Below are 14,457 nucleotides of genomic sequence, written 5' to 3' on the forward strand. Positions count from 1 at the left end.
TTGCCGCCCGCGCAGGAGACGACCGGCTTGTGCTTGGTGCCCGACGCCGCACGCCCTTCCGCGTCTGCCGAAGCGAGCCGAGATCGTTGCGCATGGCGTCGTGTTATAAGTTGTTCGAGGTGTTCACGGTGGGCTGTAGGCCGGTGTCGGAGAAGAGCCGCGAACTCCAGGGCCTCACCATTACTGTCCGTCATCAGCCTTGCCTCGTACACGAGACAGACATGAGTGTCTCTGGTTCCCTCCCTGCGCAGGGCGGCCCTTCGCAGGCGTATCGGGTAGGCGCCGGTTACGCTCGCTCCTCGACCAGGGTAGGTAGGCGGGCAGGCCCATGAGATGAGGAGCCGCTGTGAGCGATAATCCTGATACATGCAGCGATTCGGCCGATGTGTCAGATCGACACCGGTTCCTTGGAGAGGCGCTGGACTGCGTGAGCTCGGGCGTGTACGCCGTCGACGAGAAGGAGCGTCTCGTCGCGGTCAACACCACTGCTCTGCAACTGCTGGACCGTTCCGCCAGTGAGATGCTCGGGCACGACGCCCAAGAATTGCTGCACCGTAACGCCCAAGGGAACATGGTCGCCAAGAAAAAACTCGACGTTTCCCACGGGGAGCTGTCAAGCCCTTTCTCCCGCGCCGGAAAGTCCTGGTTCAAGCGAGGTGACGGCACGCTTCTTCCTGTGGCGTGGTCCGCTGTCCCCTGTGTCTCCGACACTTCTCAGATCGCCGAGCTGATCATCTTCCAGGCCGTCGAGCAGGACGAGGCGGACCTTGCGCACTCCGCCTCCTCCCGCCGGACACTGTCGGAGATAGAACGACTGGCCCTGCTGGCCGACACCACCGCGCATCTGATCAGCAACGTCGATGTGGAAAAGTCTTTGCTGCGGGTGGTGGAATTGATACTCCCACGCCTCGCGGACTGGGTGGTCATCGACTTGATCACCCAGGGCGACGAGGTTTCCCGTTCTTTGGTGGCCCACGCGGATAACGGGAAAATCACCGTACGTGAAGACCTGCAGGGGCCGATGCCTCCGGTACCCGAAACCTCGAGTATGCCCCTGTCCAAAGCCTTGCGGGGCGCCGCTTCCACCCTCGTCAACCGTGAAATCTACTCTGGGCCGCCCGATACGGGTATCGCGGTGGAGCAGCGCAAGCTGTTCGAGGTGACAGGCATCAACACCGCGGCTATCGCTCCCATCCGCGGTCCCCGAGAAGTGCTGGGCGCCATGACCCTGGGGCGCATGGGCTCGCATCATCCTTTTGCCCGGAGCGACCTCGCTCTTCTCGAGGACATCGCCCGGCGCATCGGCATCGCGCTGGAGAACGCACGCCACTACCAGCGCCAACGCCAAGTCGCCGAGACCATGCAGCGCTACCTGTTGCCCCAACTTCCGCAGCTGTCGGGATTGGAGATGACAGCTCGATATCTGCCTGCTCCGGACGTCTCACACGTCGGCGGTGACTGGTACGACGCGTTCCCTCTGCCCTGCGGCGACACGGCCCTGGTCATCGGTGATGTCGTCGGTCACGACTTGGAAGCAGCGGCCGGCATGGCTCAGCTTCGCAATATGCTCCGAGCCTATACCTGGGCCCAGGAGCAAGCCCCTCATCACACGATCGAGCGCCTGGACCAAGCCCTTGATCACATCAGTGATGTCTCCATGGCCACCCTCATTCTGGCCCATCTGCATGTCAACGAGGTCGGACAGTGGGAACTGCTGTGGGCGAGCGCCGGCCATCCCCCGCCCCTGCTCATTCATCATGACGGCATAACCCACTACCTCGAAGAGGGAAGCGGGGTCCTTCTCGGTACGGGCGTGAGGCGGCCGCGTGCCGATGCGCGCATTGTCCTGCCGCCCGGATCGACGCTCTTGTTCTACACGGACGGCCTGATCGAAGCCCGAGGACAGTCACTGGAAACAGGCTTGAGGCGCATGAGCCGGCACGCGGCGTCCCTTGCGCACCGCTCCCTGGATTCCTTCGTTGATCACCTGCTGGAGCGCGCACGGCCGGGTACCAATGACGACGATGCCGCATTGCTCGCCGTCCGCATCCCAGCGGAAGCGAGCGACAGGTGAAGCCGGTGGCCTTCAGCGGGTTGGCCGGGAACGTTCGCCGGGTCCGTGACGCCTGACAAGCATGAATGAGACATAGTGTCATATGCGAAAGCTCGCTCGCCTTGTGAAGTCAGTTTCCTCGCTGTCGGTTTGTGAAATGAACTTGGTGCGCTTTCGTTAATCCGATGCCGGGTGCGAGGGTTTCGCGCGAAATGATCAAGAAGATCCCCGGTTTCCTTGCTGTCCTGATGGCGTTCTCGCTCCTTATCCGCGACTACCTCCAGCAGCCGCACTGGCTCTACCTCGACGTCTTCGCCAACGGGATGACCAAGGTCGGCGCCGCCGCCGAATCCCGCCGAGGCAGCCGCCCGGCCGAACAGGGCCCCGTCGCCGCCGAGGCCACCGCCTACCTGGCCACGATCACCGCGGACCAGCCGGGCACCGAGGTGTTCACCGATCCGGAACCGTGGGCCCGCCCCGCGTGCGCCACGACCGTCTTCGACGCCGCCCCGGTCCTGGCCCACCCCGCAGACCTCACCGAGGGAACCCACCACCTGCGCGTCACCGGAGCCGGCGGACCCGTCGCCCTGGGCACACCCGGACAGGACTGGATCGGCACCGCCACCGGAGCGCCCTCACAGTTCTTCCGCCGCTGCCTGGCCTCCTGGATGGGAGCTGAGGAAGGCGAATGGGACTGGCTCACCTTCCCCCAGACCGACCGGGTCCAACGCATGAGCAGCCTCCTTGCCGCGGGCTGATATCCAACCCCCGCTCACGAAGGCGGAACCGGTGCCCCGGCGTAGGCTGGGGCGCGTGGTCCACACCGAGGACTTCGTGCGGCGCGCGACCCGTGCCGTCCACACCGCCGCCGACTCCATGGGCCTCACCCCATCCCAGGAACCCGAGCTGATCCGGGCGGGGGAGCGGGCCGTGTTCCGCCTCGACGGCGGCAGGGTGATCGCCCGCGTCGAGCGCTCCGCCGGCCGGACCCCGGAGGCCGCCCGCGAGGTGCGCGCCGCACGCTGGCTCGCCGACCAGGGGATACCGGTGAGCCGCCCCCTCCCGGGTGAGCAGCCCGTCCCGGCCGAGGACACCGTCGTCACCCTCTGGGAAGCGGTGGACGGGGAGTGGACCGTCCCTCGGGAACTGGCCGTGCTCCTGCGCTCCCTGCACCGGCTCGCCCCGCCACCCGGCCTGGAACTGCCCGACCTCGACCCCTTCGACCGGATCCGCGAGCGCATCGACACCGCGCCCCGGCTCACCGCTCCCCAGCGCGACCAACTGCACCGGGTCCACCGCGACCTGGCCCAGCGCCTTCCCACGGTGAGCCCGGTCCTGGGACGACACGTCATCCACGGCGACGCCAACATCGGCAACGTGCTGGCCACCGACCACGGGGTCGTGCTCTTCGACCTGGACGGCATCTGCTGGGGCCCGCCCGAATGGGACCTGGTTCTGACCGCCCTGTACCGGGACCTGGGCTGGCACACCGACGCAGAGTACGCCGACTTCTGCGACGCCTACGGCTTCGACGTCACGGCATGGGAGGGCTACCCGCTCCACAAGGCGGTCCGTGAATTGCGCATGACCACCTGGCTCGCGCAGAAGGGCGGCGAGAGTCCCGGGATCGACGCCGAGATCGACCGGCGCGTCGCCGACCTGGATGATCCCGGGCGCCCCCGGTCCTGGCACCCCTACTGACCGGTGACCACCACGGTGCGCGCATGTCGCAGGAACCGCGCCGCCCCGGGCTGGTCCCGATGGGGGAGTACCTGCTTCGCGAAGTCGTCCAGGTACCCGGCGCACCGCGCCGACGAGGTCGCCCGGACCAGGGGGACCGCCGGCTCACCGATGTGGCTGGCCTCCTCCACCTCGCCCTGGCCGAGGACGGCCGCGGCCAGCACCAGGCGGGTGAACACCCGGCTGCGCGCGTACTCGTCGCCGATAGAGGCGGCCAGACTCTGCTCGGCCAGGCGGCATGTGCGGGCTGGCGGCGGCGCGGGCACGTGGGGCGCCCGGCGACTGAGTGTGGCCGCCTGGCGGGTCTGTCATTTCGGTCAGGCTCGGGCCGTCAAGTTCTTGGCCGCCCCTGGTCAGTTCCCAGAAGGTCCGTGAACGAAAAATTATCCTGGTTTCTCCGATTGAGCCACGAAGGGGAGACCTTGACTTCCAGGATGCGAAATCTCGTTCGCCATGTAGCAATGGTGTTTGCGTTGATGGTGAGCACTGTGGTTATTTCTGTGGCCCCCGCTTCCGCGCACACGCTCGACCAAGCAGTCCGAGCGGGCGATGGTTGCGGCTGGTCCAGTGGCTCGTACACCCTTCAGCACTCGAATGGCATCATGCTCAGAAACAGCACGACCCGCTTGGGAACCGCCTATCTCCTGTGGAGCTCTACTTACCAGCAGAACTGTGCGATTGCGCTGAAAACACACTCTTCGGTGCATGGCGTGGAGACGTGGACAGAGATCTATCTGTACACCGGACCAGAGGGCCATGGGGGGTACTACCGAGACGGGGGAGGATATGCGCACTATGCCGCCGCCAGTGGTGACACTCGCGGGGAATGTGTCACCTACCAGGGCTTCATTCGGTCAACCAGTGGCCAAGATGCGCTCAGTGGGATTGTTGACGCAGGGTGGTGTGGCTGATTCCGCCCTGAACGGCGAGGGGCTCGATACCACCAGGCGCTGGAATGGCGGGCATGCCTGAGCTGGGAAGGTGCCTGGCCTCAGCGTCATGGCCTGGGAGTTTTGACTGTGGCCGAAGGCCGTTGCCGACCTTCTCCTGCTGACTGGAAACTGGTGGCCTTACGCCGGAGGGTGAGGCGACAGGAAGTCCTCCATGTGGCCCGGTTCGGCGGACCGACAGAGGACACCGAGCCGAAGTCAGCTTTATAAAGACCCTTCCAACGCGCCACTTGGCGCAAAGGTTCTCTTCAAGGAGACTCATGAGCGCGATCAAGAAGACACTGGCGAATCTCGCAGCGGCGGGAATGTTGCTGGGTGGGGGACTGGCACTAGCCTCTCCAGCCGGGGCTGCATCGGTAAGTAGTGCACCGTCAAATTCACCGGGGCAGGTCGAAGCCCAGGAACTTGCCGGAGAGTATCCAAGCAGGTTCTGGTGCGAAGCCGCCGGTGAACTGGGAATGGGGATCTGGTGGCGCTGGTACCAGTGCTATAACCCTTTTCCTGGTCATTGGGAGTTGCACGTGGAGCGCTACTGACGCGCTTTCCCTGAGGATGAAGGCCCCGACCGGCTGTCGCTGGTCGGGGCCCTCTGGCGTTTTGTGGGCACAGCTCCGCTACTGCTGCGAACCCGTCAGATAGAAGAGTACCACCCGTAAGGGGTCTGGTGCATTCACTCCTTACGGTGCTTGTAGTGGACGCGGCGGGCGGCTTCGGCGGTGTACACCTCGGACAGCCAGAACTTCCGGGGTCGCCCGGTGCCGGGGATCGGGTGGAGCTGTCCGCGGCGCACCCACGTGTCGATCGTGTCCGGGGAGACGGCAAGCTTCTCGGCGGCCTCCTTCGCGGTGACCTTGATGTCGCCGGTCATGGCGTCCACTCCTGCCGGTAGTCGGGGTGGTCGGCGTAGGCGGCGGCCAGGTGGTGAAGTGCGTGCAGGCGTGCTGCGTGCCAGCCTTCTGCGCACTCGTTGAGGACCCCCGCCGAATCGCTCGATCGACTCGTCTTCGGTGAGCGCCATGGAGAGAAGGGCCCGCTTCGCCGCGATCTCCCACAGGACCCGGGCGGGGTCATGGCGGGCAGCGTGGTCGGCGCACGCGCGGCCTTCCGGGACGGGGCCCATCACGGCGAAGATGAAGTTGCCCTGGATTAGTGCGCGGCGGCCGTACAGCTCCGCGACGGGGAAGGATTCCCAGTCGCCACGACTGCCGGTGTCAATGACTGCCTGCGGCGCGGCTTCGTCTTCGTTGAGGCGTGCCGTCAGGAACTCGGTGATGGTCATGCGCTGGCTCCTTCGGTGATGGTGTGCCACTGGGCGGCGTGCCACTGGTGGCGGGTGGGGGCGGTCGCGTCGTCGCACGGGCAGGTGGGGGCATCGCACCGGCACGCGATGTTGGAGCACGTGACGACGCCTCGGTCGGTGAGTTCCCGCATCGGCTTCGCCCCGCAGTGTGGGCACCGGGCGGTGAGGCGGCGCGCCTCGCCGGAGTCGCCGAGCGCCCACCGTGCACGGGCGCGGAGCCGCTAGGCCTCGGCGAGGACGTGGGTCATCAGGTCGTCGACGGTGCCGATCTTCGGGAGGAGCTTGATGATCGTGCCGATCAGCCCGTTCGTGGTGGCCGCCCCGCGCATCTGCGGGGCGACCCGTTCCCGGACGGCGTCCTCCAGGTCGGCGATGTCGAGGTCGATGTCGCGGCGGGTCTGCATGACGGTGATGTCGCCCGGCGCCGGACTGGCGCCGAGGGGCTTGAGGCCGCGGGCGAGCTGGGTGAGGGGGTCGTGGCGCTCGGCGGCGTGGAGGCGGCCGGCGTCGGCGACCTGCTCGACAGTGGGACTCCACCCAGTGGGCTGGTGGATCGGGTGGGTGGTGTCGGCCATGTCGGCGAGGAGCGACCGGAGGTCGGAGAGGGCGGCGTATGCCTGGTTGGTGCGGTCGTTCATCGTTCCCCCGAGGTGGTGCGGAGCCGGGCAACCGTGGGTGTCTCGCCCACGGTTGCCCGGCGGTCTACGGTCGTCTCCGGCGATTTGGCGGGCGGCCCGGGACGGCCACGTCGCGGCGGTGGCCTGAGCCTTGAGCTTCCGGGCCTTGCGGGTGCCGTGTATGTAGCCGGTGTCGAACGCCTGGCTGTTCAGGTCCTCGATCACGGGCATGAGCTGGGTGATGATCTGGGCCGGGTCGATGGGGCTGTCCTGCTGGACGGCGTCGTGCACAGCTGCGGCGATGTGGTCGCGGACCTGACCGGGACCGGTGTACTCGCGGCCCAGGCCGAAGCGCAGGTGCGTACCTGCGAAGTACTCACCCGTACCTTCACCGACCGCGCGGACCAGCAGGTGGGCGGGGTGTCCTGGGCCGACCTGTCCGTGGTGACCACGCCTGCTGCCCCCGGTCGCTCCCACCAGGTGCGGGAGCGGCGGCTGCGGGCACGGGTGCTGTTCGCTGCGACCCTGACCCGTCCCGGCGGCATCGTCGCGGTCGTCACCGGCCTCGACCGCACACCGCAAGGGGCGTTGGTGGACCCCGCGCCCGGGGTGGTGCTCGCCGCGACCTGCGCGGGGCTGGTCTACCTGCAGCATGTGGTCGCGCTGACCGTGCCCATCTGCGAGGACGGACTCGGCGGGACGCCCCCCGTCCGGGATCACGGCGTCGACCTCGCAGGGGGCGTGGAGGAGGTGGATGTGGCGCTGCCGGCCTCGGCGGCCCAGGCGGCGGCCACGATCACCTCGCCCGCCCACCTGAACGTGTCGGTGTTCCGGCTGCCCCGACGGTGCCGCACAGCCACCGCGGAAGCGCGCGGGGAGGTGGACGCATGAACCACAACCGTGACGACGCCTCCGCCCGGGACCGCCTCCGAGAGGCAAGCGGGGTGGTCGACGGGCAAGACCCGCACGAGATGCCCGCCCTGGGGGACGGTGGTCGGGGTACGGGCTGGTCGGTGTGGGCCACCGGCCAGCAGCAGGCCCGCCAACAGCGGGGCCAGAGGTACTCGCGCCTGTCGGTGGAACACCCCGGCAAGATACTTCCGGCCATCGCCCGCCACGCCATCACCGCCTACACCCGCCCCGGCCAGGTCGTGCTGGACCCGATGTGCGGGATCGGCACCACCCTGGTCGAAGCCGCCCACCTGGGCAGGGACGCGGTCGGTATCGAGCTGGAGCCCAAGTGGGCCTCCATCGCTCGGCTGAACCTGGAGACCGCCACCATCCAGGGGGCCTGCGGGGAAGGTCAGGTACACACCGGCGAGGGGGCCGAGGTCGCTACCCGTCTGGCCTCCACACCGCTGGCGGGCCGCGTCTCGCTGGTGGTGACCTCGCCCCCGTACGGGTCCATGACCCACGGACAGGTCCGCTCACGCCGCGACGGCGCCCAGGCGGTGGAAAAGCACGCACACCGCTACTCGCGCGACCGGGACCGGCGTGCGGCCAACCTCGCCTACCAGCGCCCCGAGAAGCTGATGGACTCCTTCACCAGGATGATGGCCGCCTGCCGCCTTCTGCTTGCCCCGGGCGGGGTGGTCGTGGTGACCACGCGCCCCTACCGCACCCGGGGCAGGCTCGTGGACTTTCCCGGGCAGGTGGCCGAGGCGGGCCGGCGGGCGGGGCTGGTGCAGGTGGACCGGTGCGCGGCTTTGTTGTGCGCGGTCCGCGACGGCGAGGTGGTCTCGCGGACCTCGTTCTTCCAGCTCATCGAGACCCGCCGGCTGCGCAAGGGCGGCTGGCCGGTGCACGTGATCCAGCACGAGGACGCCCTGGTGTTCACCAACCCCGCCCCAGGCCACCAGGTGACCGCGATCGAGGAAGGCCGTGCCGCATGAGGTGGATGGATGAAGACCACGAGCACGACCACGGTAGCGAGTCCACCGACCTGCCGGACCAATCGGTGCGGGAGTACTTCTCCGACGCGGCGAGCCCGGACCTGCGGGCCCAGATCATCGCTGACATGAGGGCGCTGGCCACCTTCCTCGAACAGCACCCCGAGTTGCCGATCAGCCCGCACACGAGTGTGGACGTGTCCTACTTCCCACGTACCGGCCAGGACGAGGCCGCGTTCGGTGAGGTGGCCGAGGCCGGCGCCAGGTTGGATCGGATGCCCGTGTGGGAGGGCGAGCACTATGTGGTCGAACACGCGCACGGTGCGGGCCGGTACCGGGTCGTGGCCATCCCCGGGCGCATCAGGGCCCGGTACCGGACGTGGCTGACCTATACGGGGCACGTGCGCGCCGATTAGGGCAGATGCCCGCTGGGGGTGGGGGCGGGTTCTGGCCGGTGTGGGGCGCTGTGGTGCCCCACACCGGCCCCAACCGGCGGGGCAGGCCCTCGGGCCCCAGGGCGGGGTTCACGGGCGGACAGGGGCTGTTGGCGGCCCTGAACAGGGAAAACGGCATTACGCCTAAAACGGGTGACGGGAAGCGGGAGCGTGAATCCGATGGTGAACATGTCGAATCCGCTTGACCACCTCTACGAGGTCGAGCGTGGATGTGTGGTGTCCCGCCAAACGCGGGGCCGCGCACCGCATTCGCGCAGGTCAGAGGTGGTGGGGAGGTGGGTTTGGTGGGGGTGAAACCCTCGGTCCGTCTGGACGAGGTGGGCTCGTTGCCGGTGGTGCTGGACGTGCTCACGGCCGGGCGGATGCTCGGTATGGGTCGCACCAGCGCTTACCGGCTGCTGCGCCAGGGCTCCTTCCCGGTGCCCGCTCATCGGGTGGGAACGGCGTGGGTGGTGCCCACCGCCGGAGTCCTGGCCCACCTCGGTCTGCCGGTGTCTTCCACCTCGGGCGGGTGCTCGGGGTGTGGTGCGCGTGGTGATCACAGGAAACAGGAGGGGGAGTCGTAGATGGCTTCTCATCAGGGACGGGTGTTCAAACGCTGCGGGTGCCGGGACGAGAACTCGGGTCGGGCTTTGGGGGCGTGTTGTCCGAAGTTGCGGCGTCCGGGAGGGGCGTTCAACCCCCGCCACGGCGACTGGGGGTACCAGCTCGAACTCCCACGTACCAGCGAGGGCAAACGCCGCCAGGCCCGCCGCACCGGCCTGGAAACTCAGGAACAGGCATGGGAGGCGCTGGACCACCTCAAGGCCCTTCTCGATCTGGCTGGGGGTGAAGGGGATGTGGAGGTGCAGATCGCGGATCTGATCCAGGATGCGTTGCGCGCACGCCGTTCGTTGCCGCCGGTGGAAGAGGTGCGCAAGCGTGTGGGAACCGGGGCAGACGTGCGCTCTGAGCCACCCACCACGGCCGTGTGGCTGAACGAGTGGCTGGCCGGGAAACCGGACCTGGCCCAGGGCACCCGGGCCTCCTACTCCGGGCACATCCGCAAATACCTCATCCCGCACCTGGGCAAGATCCGTCTGGACCGGCTCAAGTCCAGCCAGGTCGAGGCGATGTTCGACTCCGTCGAAATCACCAACGAGCACATTATGGAGTGCAAGGAGTCCGAGGACCCGAAGGTGCGAGCGTCAGTGCGGGGTCAGCGGGTGGTGAGTCTGTCGACCAAGCACCGCATCCGGGCCACGCTTCGCAGTGCGCTCTCGGAGGCGGTGCGCAGCCCGGAGGTGGCGGTGTCGGTGAACGTCGCCTCGCACGCACGGTTGCCCTCGTGTCCGAGGAAAAAGCCTTTGGTGTGGACTCCGGGGCGGGTGGCCCAGTGGGGCAAGGACGGGACGATCCCGGGGGAGGTGATGGTGTGGACTCCGGAACAGACCCGTACCTTCCTGGAGCACGCGCGCAGGTATGTGTGGTTGCACCCGTTGTTCCACTTGATCGCTCTCAAGGGCCTACGGCGGGGCGAAGCCGTCGGGCTGCCCTGGGCGAACACGCGCCTGACCGACGCTGAGGCTGATATCCGTACCCAGGTGGTGCAGTTGTCCTGGGAAACGTTCACTTCCACTCCGAAGAGTGAGGCGGGTCAGCGCACCATCACCCTGGACGCCGACACCGTGAAGGTGTTGCGGGGGTGGAAGAAGTTTCAGAACCAGGCCCGCCTGAAAGCCGGGGCCGAGTGGGCGGATTCGGGGTTGGTGTTCACCCGACAAGACGGCTCAGGGTGGCACCCCTCGCATGTGAGTGACTGGTTTGCCCGCATCGCACGGGCAGCCGGACTCCCACCGATCACGTTGCACGGGCTCCGCCACGGGGCCGCCTCGATGGCGCTCGCCGCCGGCACGGACGTGAAGGTGGTCTCGGCCGAGCTGGGCCACTCCACCACCCACTTCACCCAGGACACCTACCAGAGCGTGTTCCCGGACGTGGCCAAAGCCGCGGCCGAGGCGACCGCCGCTCTGCTGCGCGGAGCGGCAGCGCCGGCTGGGTCGGGTGGTGTGGTGCCGGTGCGGTAGCCGGTACCGGGGAGCACACCAGGAGCACCACGAGGCGCTCTGCCCCAGGTGAGGATACGGGTTCAACCGTTCTGGCCTGGGGTTTCCTCGTGGCTGGGGCGGGGTGACCATCGGATCAAAGGTCCCCTGGGTAAGGCTTCCTTCGTGTGGTCGGTTTCATGGATCTGAGTCTCAGAAGTGACACGCTTGTCGTTGTTCCTGCGGGAGATCGGCCATGGCCACTTCGCAACGGACGTCCCACAGGCGTGCAGTGCCGTCGTTGCTGCCGGTGGCGAGGGTGGTGCCGTCGTGGTTGAAGGCCACCGAGAGCACCCAGCCGTAGTGGTTAAGGGTTTCGGTGAAAGTGGGTTGGTCGGTGGTGATGTCCCACAGGCGTGCGGTGCTGTTGTAGCCGCCGTTGTATTTGCCGATGCCGGTGGCGAGGGTGGTGCCGTCGTGGTTGAAGGCCACCGATGCCACCCAGCCGTCGTGGGGGAGGGTTTCGGTGAGGGTGGGTTGGTCGGTGGTGATGTCCCACAGGCGTGCGGTGCTGTCGTTGCTGCCGGTGGCGAGGGTGGTGCCGTCGTGGTTGAAGGCCACCGATGCCACCCGGCCGTCGTGGGGGAGGGTTTCGGTGAGGGTGGGTTGGTCGGTGGTGATGTCCCACAGGCGTGCGGTGCCGTCGTCGCTGCCGGTGGCGAGGGTGGTGCCGTCGTGGTTGAAGGCCACCGATGCCACCCGGCCGTCGTGGAAGAGGGTTTCGGTGAGGGTGGGTTGGTCGGTGGTGATGTCCCACAGGCGTGCGGTGCCGGTGCCGGTGGCGAGGGTGGTGCCGTCGTGGTTGAAGGCCACCGATGCCACCCGGCCGTCGTGGGGGAGGGTTTCGGTGAGGGTGGGTCGGCCGGCGGTGATGTCCCACAGCCGTACGGTGCCGTCCTCGCTGCTGGCGGCGAGCGCGGTGCCGTCGGGGCTCAACGCCACAGCGTGCACAGGCACACCGATCGGTAGCACGACGTGACCATCGAGATGGAGCACCGGGGTCGTTCCCATGAGTAGCACCACCGCTGCGAGGATGCCCGCACTATGCCACCATCGGCGAACGCGAGAACGAGTTCGCCGGTGAACGTTGATCCAGTGGGGGACGACCCGTTGGACCGGGGGCGGGCGGCGCTTTGACGGCCATTGTTCGGCAAGGTGCGTGCGCAGCAGTTCATGGCGAAGCTGGTAAGCAGGGCCTACTTGGCGAAGGACTCCTTTTCCGTGTGCTGTGCGCAGGAAGCGCATCAGGCGCCAGGGAAGCCTTCCCCGACAGGCGAGCCACAGCCGAGCGGATGTGTACGACAGCCATGCTGAGCCAGAGCACAAAACGATCACCGCCGTGATCGCGAGCCCGACCACACCACTCCTCGCCCAATCTTCAAGCGTAAGATCGACGATCCTCCGCTCGTCAAGGGTAAGAGCGATGAACCCTAACGCGATGAGTGCCCCGCTCGACAACGCCGCGATGAGGAGTGCCGCTCGATCACTTCGGAGCACAAATGCCGGTGAAATCGCCTTGTGCTCCTCGACGGGCGCTGCCAACCATCGAACGAGGCCAATGGGTATGCCGATCATGATAGCTAAGAACGCATAAGGACTCATATTCCAGTTCGTGTAATTGAGATCTCCGATTATTACCCCAGGCACGAACCACAATGTCGATAACACCAGGCCTAGCATCATTCCAGATGCCAGGCTAGGTAGGAGGCGGCGGATGCTTGGTGTGATGCTTTTCGGGGTGCCCGCACGAAAACCCAGCAAGTTAATGACCAATATCGCCTGAAAAATCAGGAGAGCAGCAAGAATATTATCCATCCATGTATCACTGTCGAAATATCTCACCGCAGCGATTTGCGTGGCGATCCAGACGGCGTTATCTTCCACGGAACTTTGGCCAGTTGCCCATGCCCTGAGGATCACGAAGGTGCCGAGAATGCAGAGAAGTTCGATCAGGAATCGGATAACCGAAATCGTTTCGCTGAGCACACCGAACCGGCTGCGGTGTCGGCTCGGCCGCTCGGATGCTTCGAGGGAACTTATGGTACGCAAGCCCCCCAAGGTCCCTGCAGCGGCCCCAAGGATGGCCCCGACGGCAGTAAACACCGCAAGGACTTCAATTTCGATTGGATAAGGAGTATAAGGATCCAACAGAAAATAGAAAGCGGCTAGAATCGAGCCACACATCGTTGACACAAGAATGATGGTCAAGACGAGTACCCAACGCGGCACAGAACGAGCCAGGCGCCACCATTCGAAGTTGGGTCCGCGGTCTTGCTCCTGTAAGTGGTACGAAAGGAAGGAAAGCCAATGTTGCGCCTTATTATGCTCGCCGGCTGTGAGTACCGTGGGAAGGTATTTCTGGAGGAGATGGCTTGTTATCTTCGGCTTCGTTGTGAAGTTGGTGAGTTCTCCAGGGGTGCTGCTTGGTGACCGGTAGATTGAACGAGCCAAGTTGATCATCAACGGGGTCGACAAGGCGTGGGCGAGTGGCCCGGAGGGCTCTCTGCGCATCTGCTCGATGACTGCACTCCAACGGCGCGTGTTTGCTACCTCCGGCTCGGTCAGGTAGGCAACGGTGTCTTCGACGCGGATGGGTTCGATGTCGATGACGGCCGCGTGCGCCAGGGCGCCACGGTCATGGACGGCCTGTTCGAATTCGGCGCTGCGGCAGGTCAACACCATCCGCAGCCCGAGGTCCGCGGCACGATCGAGATCGGCAAGCGCCTTGCCCAATACAGAACGGGGCATCTCATCCAAACCATCCAGCACCGGGACAATGCGACGCTTCAGGAGTAGAGCGGTTACCTGGTCTGGGTTGAAGGTGCCGTTCGGTCCGAAGTCGGGGTAGTCCTCGGATACTCGACGGGCGCACCAGTCCTCGATTCGCTGGGCTGGATCCCACCCTGCCACCGACAACAGGACTGGTACTAAATCCTCATCCGTGTCCTGGTCGAGTACGGCCAAGGTGAACAAGATCGCCAGAGTGCTCTTGCCCGCGCCTGGCGGCCCTAGCACGACCAGTTGCCGACGCGATATGTCCTGGAACGCCGAGGCAAGAGCGTCCGCCGGGCTGAGGTCATTGCCTGCCTGGACCAGTTCCCCTCGCATGAGGTCGGTATCTGGCTGTTCAGTATTCGAATACGCCCTCTCGACTGCGCTCAAGGTCGGTCGCCATCGCAGTCGAAGGGGTCGTGGTCGGTGCAAGCCACGATGGGACGCCTCGTTCAACCACTGCGCTCGGACCTGGGTGCGCAAGCGGTTCAGTGCCGATTGCGAAGGGGCTGCCCCGCGTACCCTTTTCCACAGGAGCCACGCGGTAATGAGTAGGACGGCGGCCCCGATCGCTATCACCCCCACGGTGACCGCTAG

At 66.3% G+C, this 14,457-nt stretch carries 14 protein-coding genes and 1 pseudogene; 9 read left to right on the forward strand and 6 right to left on the reverse strand.

Features of this window, described 5'->3' with window-relative positions; genetic code table 11:
• Nucleotides 1-346: 346 nt before the first annotated feature.
• The 3 genes from ACIRPH_RS15885 to ACIRPH_RS15895 all read left to right on the forward strand — a co-directional run bounded on the left by ACIRPH_RS15885 (nucleotide 347) and on the right by ACIRPH_RS15895 (nucleotide 3,754).
• The gene (locus tag ACIRPH_RS15885; RefSeq protein ID WP_402914616.1) at nucleotides 347-2,074 is read left to right on the forward strand and encodes a SpoIIE family protein phosphatase; all 1,728 of its coding nucleotides are present in this window, start codon (nucleotides 347-349) and stop codon (nucleotides 2,072-2,074) included.
• A gap of 191 nt (nucleotides 2,075-2,265) precedes the next feature.
• Nucleotides 2,266-2,811, forward strand: a complete 546-nt coding sequence (locus ACIRPH_RS15890; RefSeq protein ID WP_402914618.1) for a hypothetical protein — start codon at nucleotides 2,266-2,268, stop codon at nucleotides 2,809-2,811.
• 55 nt (nucleotides 2,812-2,866) lie between these two features.
• The gene (locus tag ACIRPH_RS15895; protein WP_402914621.1) at nucleotides 2,867-3,754 is read left to right on the forward strand and encodes a phosphotransferase enzyme family protein; all 888 of its coding nucleotides are present in this window, start codon (nucleotides 2,867-2,869) and stop codon (nucleotides 3,752-3,754) included.
• Here ACIRPH_RS15895 and ACIRPH_RS15900 read toward each other — a convergent pair.
• Entirely contained in the window at nucleotides 3,748-4,059 is a 312-nt protein-coding gene (locus tag ACIRPH_RS15900) for a hypothetical protein (RefSeq protein WP_402914623.1), read from the reverse strand. The two genes, ACIRPH_RS15895 and ACIRPH_RS15900, sit on opposite strands and share 7 nt — an antisense overlap.
• Before the next feature lie 944 nt (nucleotides 4,060-5,003).
• On the opposite strand from ACIRPH_RS15900, the gene ACIRPH_RS15905 reads away from it, so the two are divergent.
• Complete coding sequence (locus tag ACIRPH_RS15905) at nucleotides 5,004-5,279, forward strand: hypothetical protein (protein WP_402914626.1); 276 nt, start codon at nucleotides 5,004-5,006, stop codon at nucleotides 5,277-5,279.
• A 328-nt stretch (nucleotides 5,280-5,607) separates the two neighbouring features.
• On the opposite strand, the gene ACIRPH_RS15910 is transcribed toward ACIRPH_RS15905, so the two are convergent.
• The 4 genes and pseudogenes from ACIRPH_RS15910 to ACIRPH_RS15925 form a co-directional block, all read right to left on the reverse strand.
• Nucleotides 5,608-5,814, reverse strand: coding sequence for a DUF6221 family protein (locus ACIRPH_RS15910; RefSeq protein ID WP_402914841.1), 207 nt, complete (start codon nucleotides 5,812-5,814; stop codon nucleotides 5,608-5,610).
• A pseudogene (locus tag ACIRPH_RS15915) lies at nucleotides 5,720-6,022 on the reverse strand (DUF6221 family protein); the annotation flags it as partial. The pseudogene ACIRPH_RS15915 and the gene ACIRPH_RS15910, both read right to left, overlap by 95 nt.
• Nucleotides 6,019-6,174 (reverse strand): hypothetical protein, encoded by a 156-nt coding sequence (locus tag ACIRPH_RS15920; RefSeq protein WP_402914629.1) that lies wholly within the window; start codon nucleotides 6,172-6,174, stop codon nucleotides 6,019-6,021. The pseudogene ACIRPH_RS15915 and the gene ACIRPH_RS15920, both read right to left, overlap by 4 nt.
• Nucleotides 6,175-6,264: 90 nt before the next feature.
• Nucleotides 6,265-6,951, reverse strand: a complete 687-nt coding sequence (locus ACIRPH_RS15925) for a hypothetical protein (protein WP_402914632.1) — start codon at nucleotides 6,949-6,951, stop codon at nucleotides 6,265-6,267.
• Between ACIRPH_RS15925 and ACIRPH_RS15930 the strand changes: the two genes are divergently transcribed.
• From ACIRPH_RS15930 to ACIRPH_RS15950, 5 genes are all read left to right on the forward strand, one after another.
• Nucleotides 6,946-7,551, forward strand: coding sequence for a hypothetical protein (locus tag ACIRPH_RS15930; protein ID WP_402914634.1), 606 nt, complete (start codon nucleotides 6,946-6,948; stop codon nucleotides 7,549-7,551). The genes ACIRPH_RS15925 and ACIRPH_RS15930 overlap by 6 nt on opposite strands.
• Nucleotides 7,548-8,552 (forward strand): DNA methyltransferase, encoded by a 1,005-nt coding sequence (locus ACIRPH_RS15935; RefSeq protein WP_402914637.1) that lies wholly within the window; start codon nucleotides 7,548-7,550, stop codon nucleotides 8,550-8,552. Before ACIRPH_RS15930 ends, ACIRPH_RS15935 begins: the two co-directional genes overlap by 4 nt.
• Complete coding sequence (locus ACIRPH_RS15940) at nucleotides 8,549-8,965, forward strand: hypothetical protein (RefSeq protein ID WP_402914640.1); 417 nt, start codon at nucleotides 8,549-8,551, stop codon at nucleotides 8,963-8,965. The genes ACIRPH_RS15935 and ACIRPH_RS15940 overlap by 4 nt, the downstream gene beginning before the upstream one ends.
• 323 nt (nucleotides 8,966-9,288) lie before the next feature.
• Entirely contained in the window at nucleotides 9,289-9,570 is a 282-nt protein-coding gene (locus ACIRPH_RS15945) for a helix-turn-helix domain-containing protein (RefSeq protein WP_402914643.1), read from the forward strand.
• Complete coding sequence (locus ACIRPH_RS15950; RefSeq protein ID WP_402914646.1) at nucleotides 9,571-11,070, forward strand: tyrosine-type recombinase/integrase; 1,500 nt, start codon at nucleotides 9,571-9,573, stop codon at nucleotides 11,068-11,070.
• 171 nt (nucleotides 11,071-11,241) lie between these two features.
• Here ACIRPH_RS15950 and ACIRPH_RS15955 read toward each other — a convergent pair whose 3' ends face one another.
• A complete protein-coding gene (locus ACIRPH_RS15955; RefSeq protein WP_402914649.1) occupies nucleotides 11,242-14,250 on the reverse strand; it encodes an NACHT and WD40 repeat domain-containing protein in 3,009 nt (1,002 codons plus the stop codon).
• Nucleotides 14,251-14,457 lie beyond the last annotated feature (207 nt).

The sequence above is a fragment of the Nocardiopsis sp. NPDC101807 genome (assembly GCF_044766605.1).
Taxonomy (GTDB): Bacteria; Actinomycetota; Actinomycetes; order Streptosporangiales; family Streptosporangiaceae; genus Nocardiopsis; species Nocardiopsis tropica.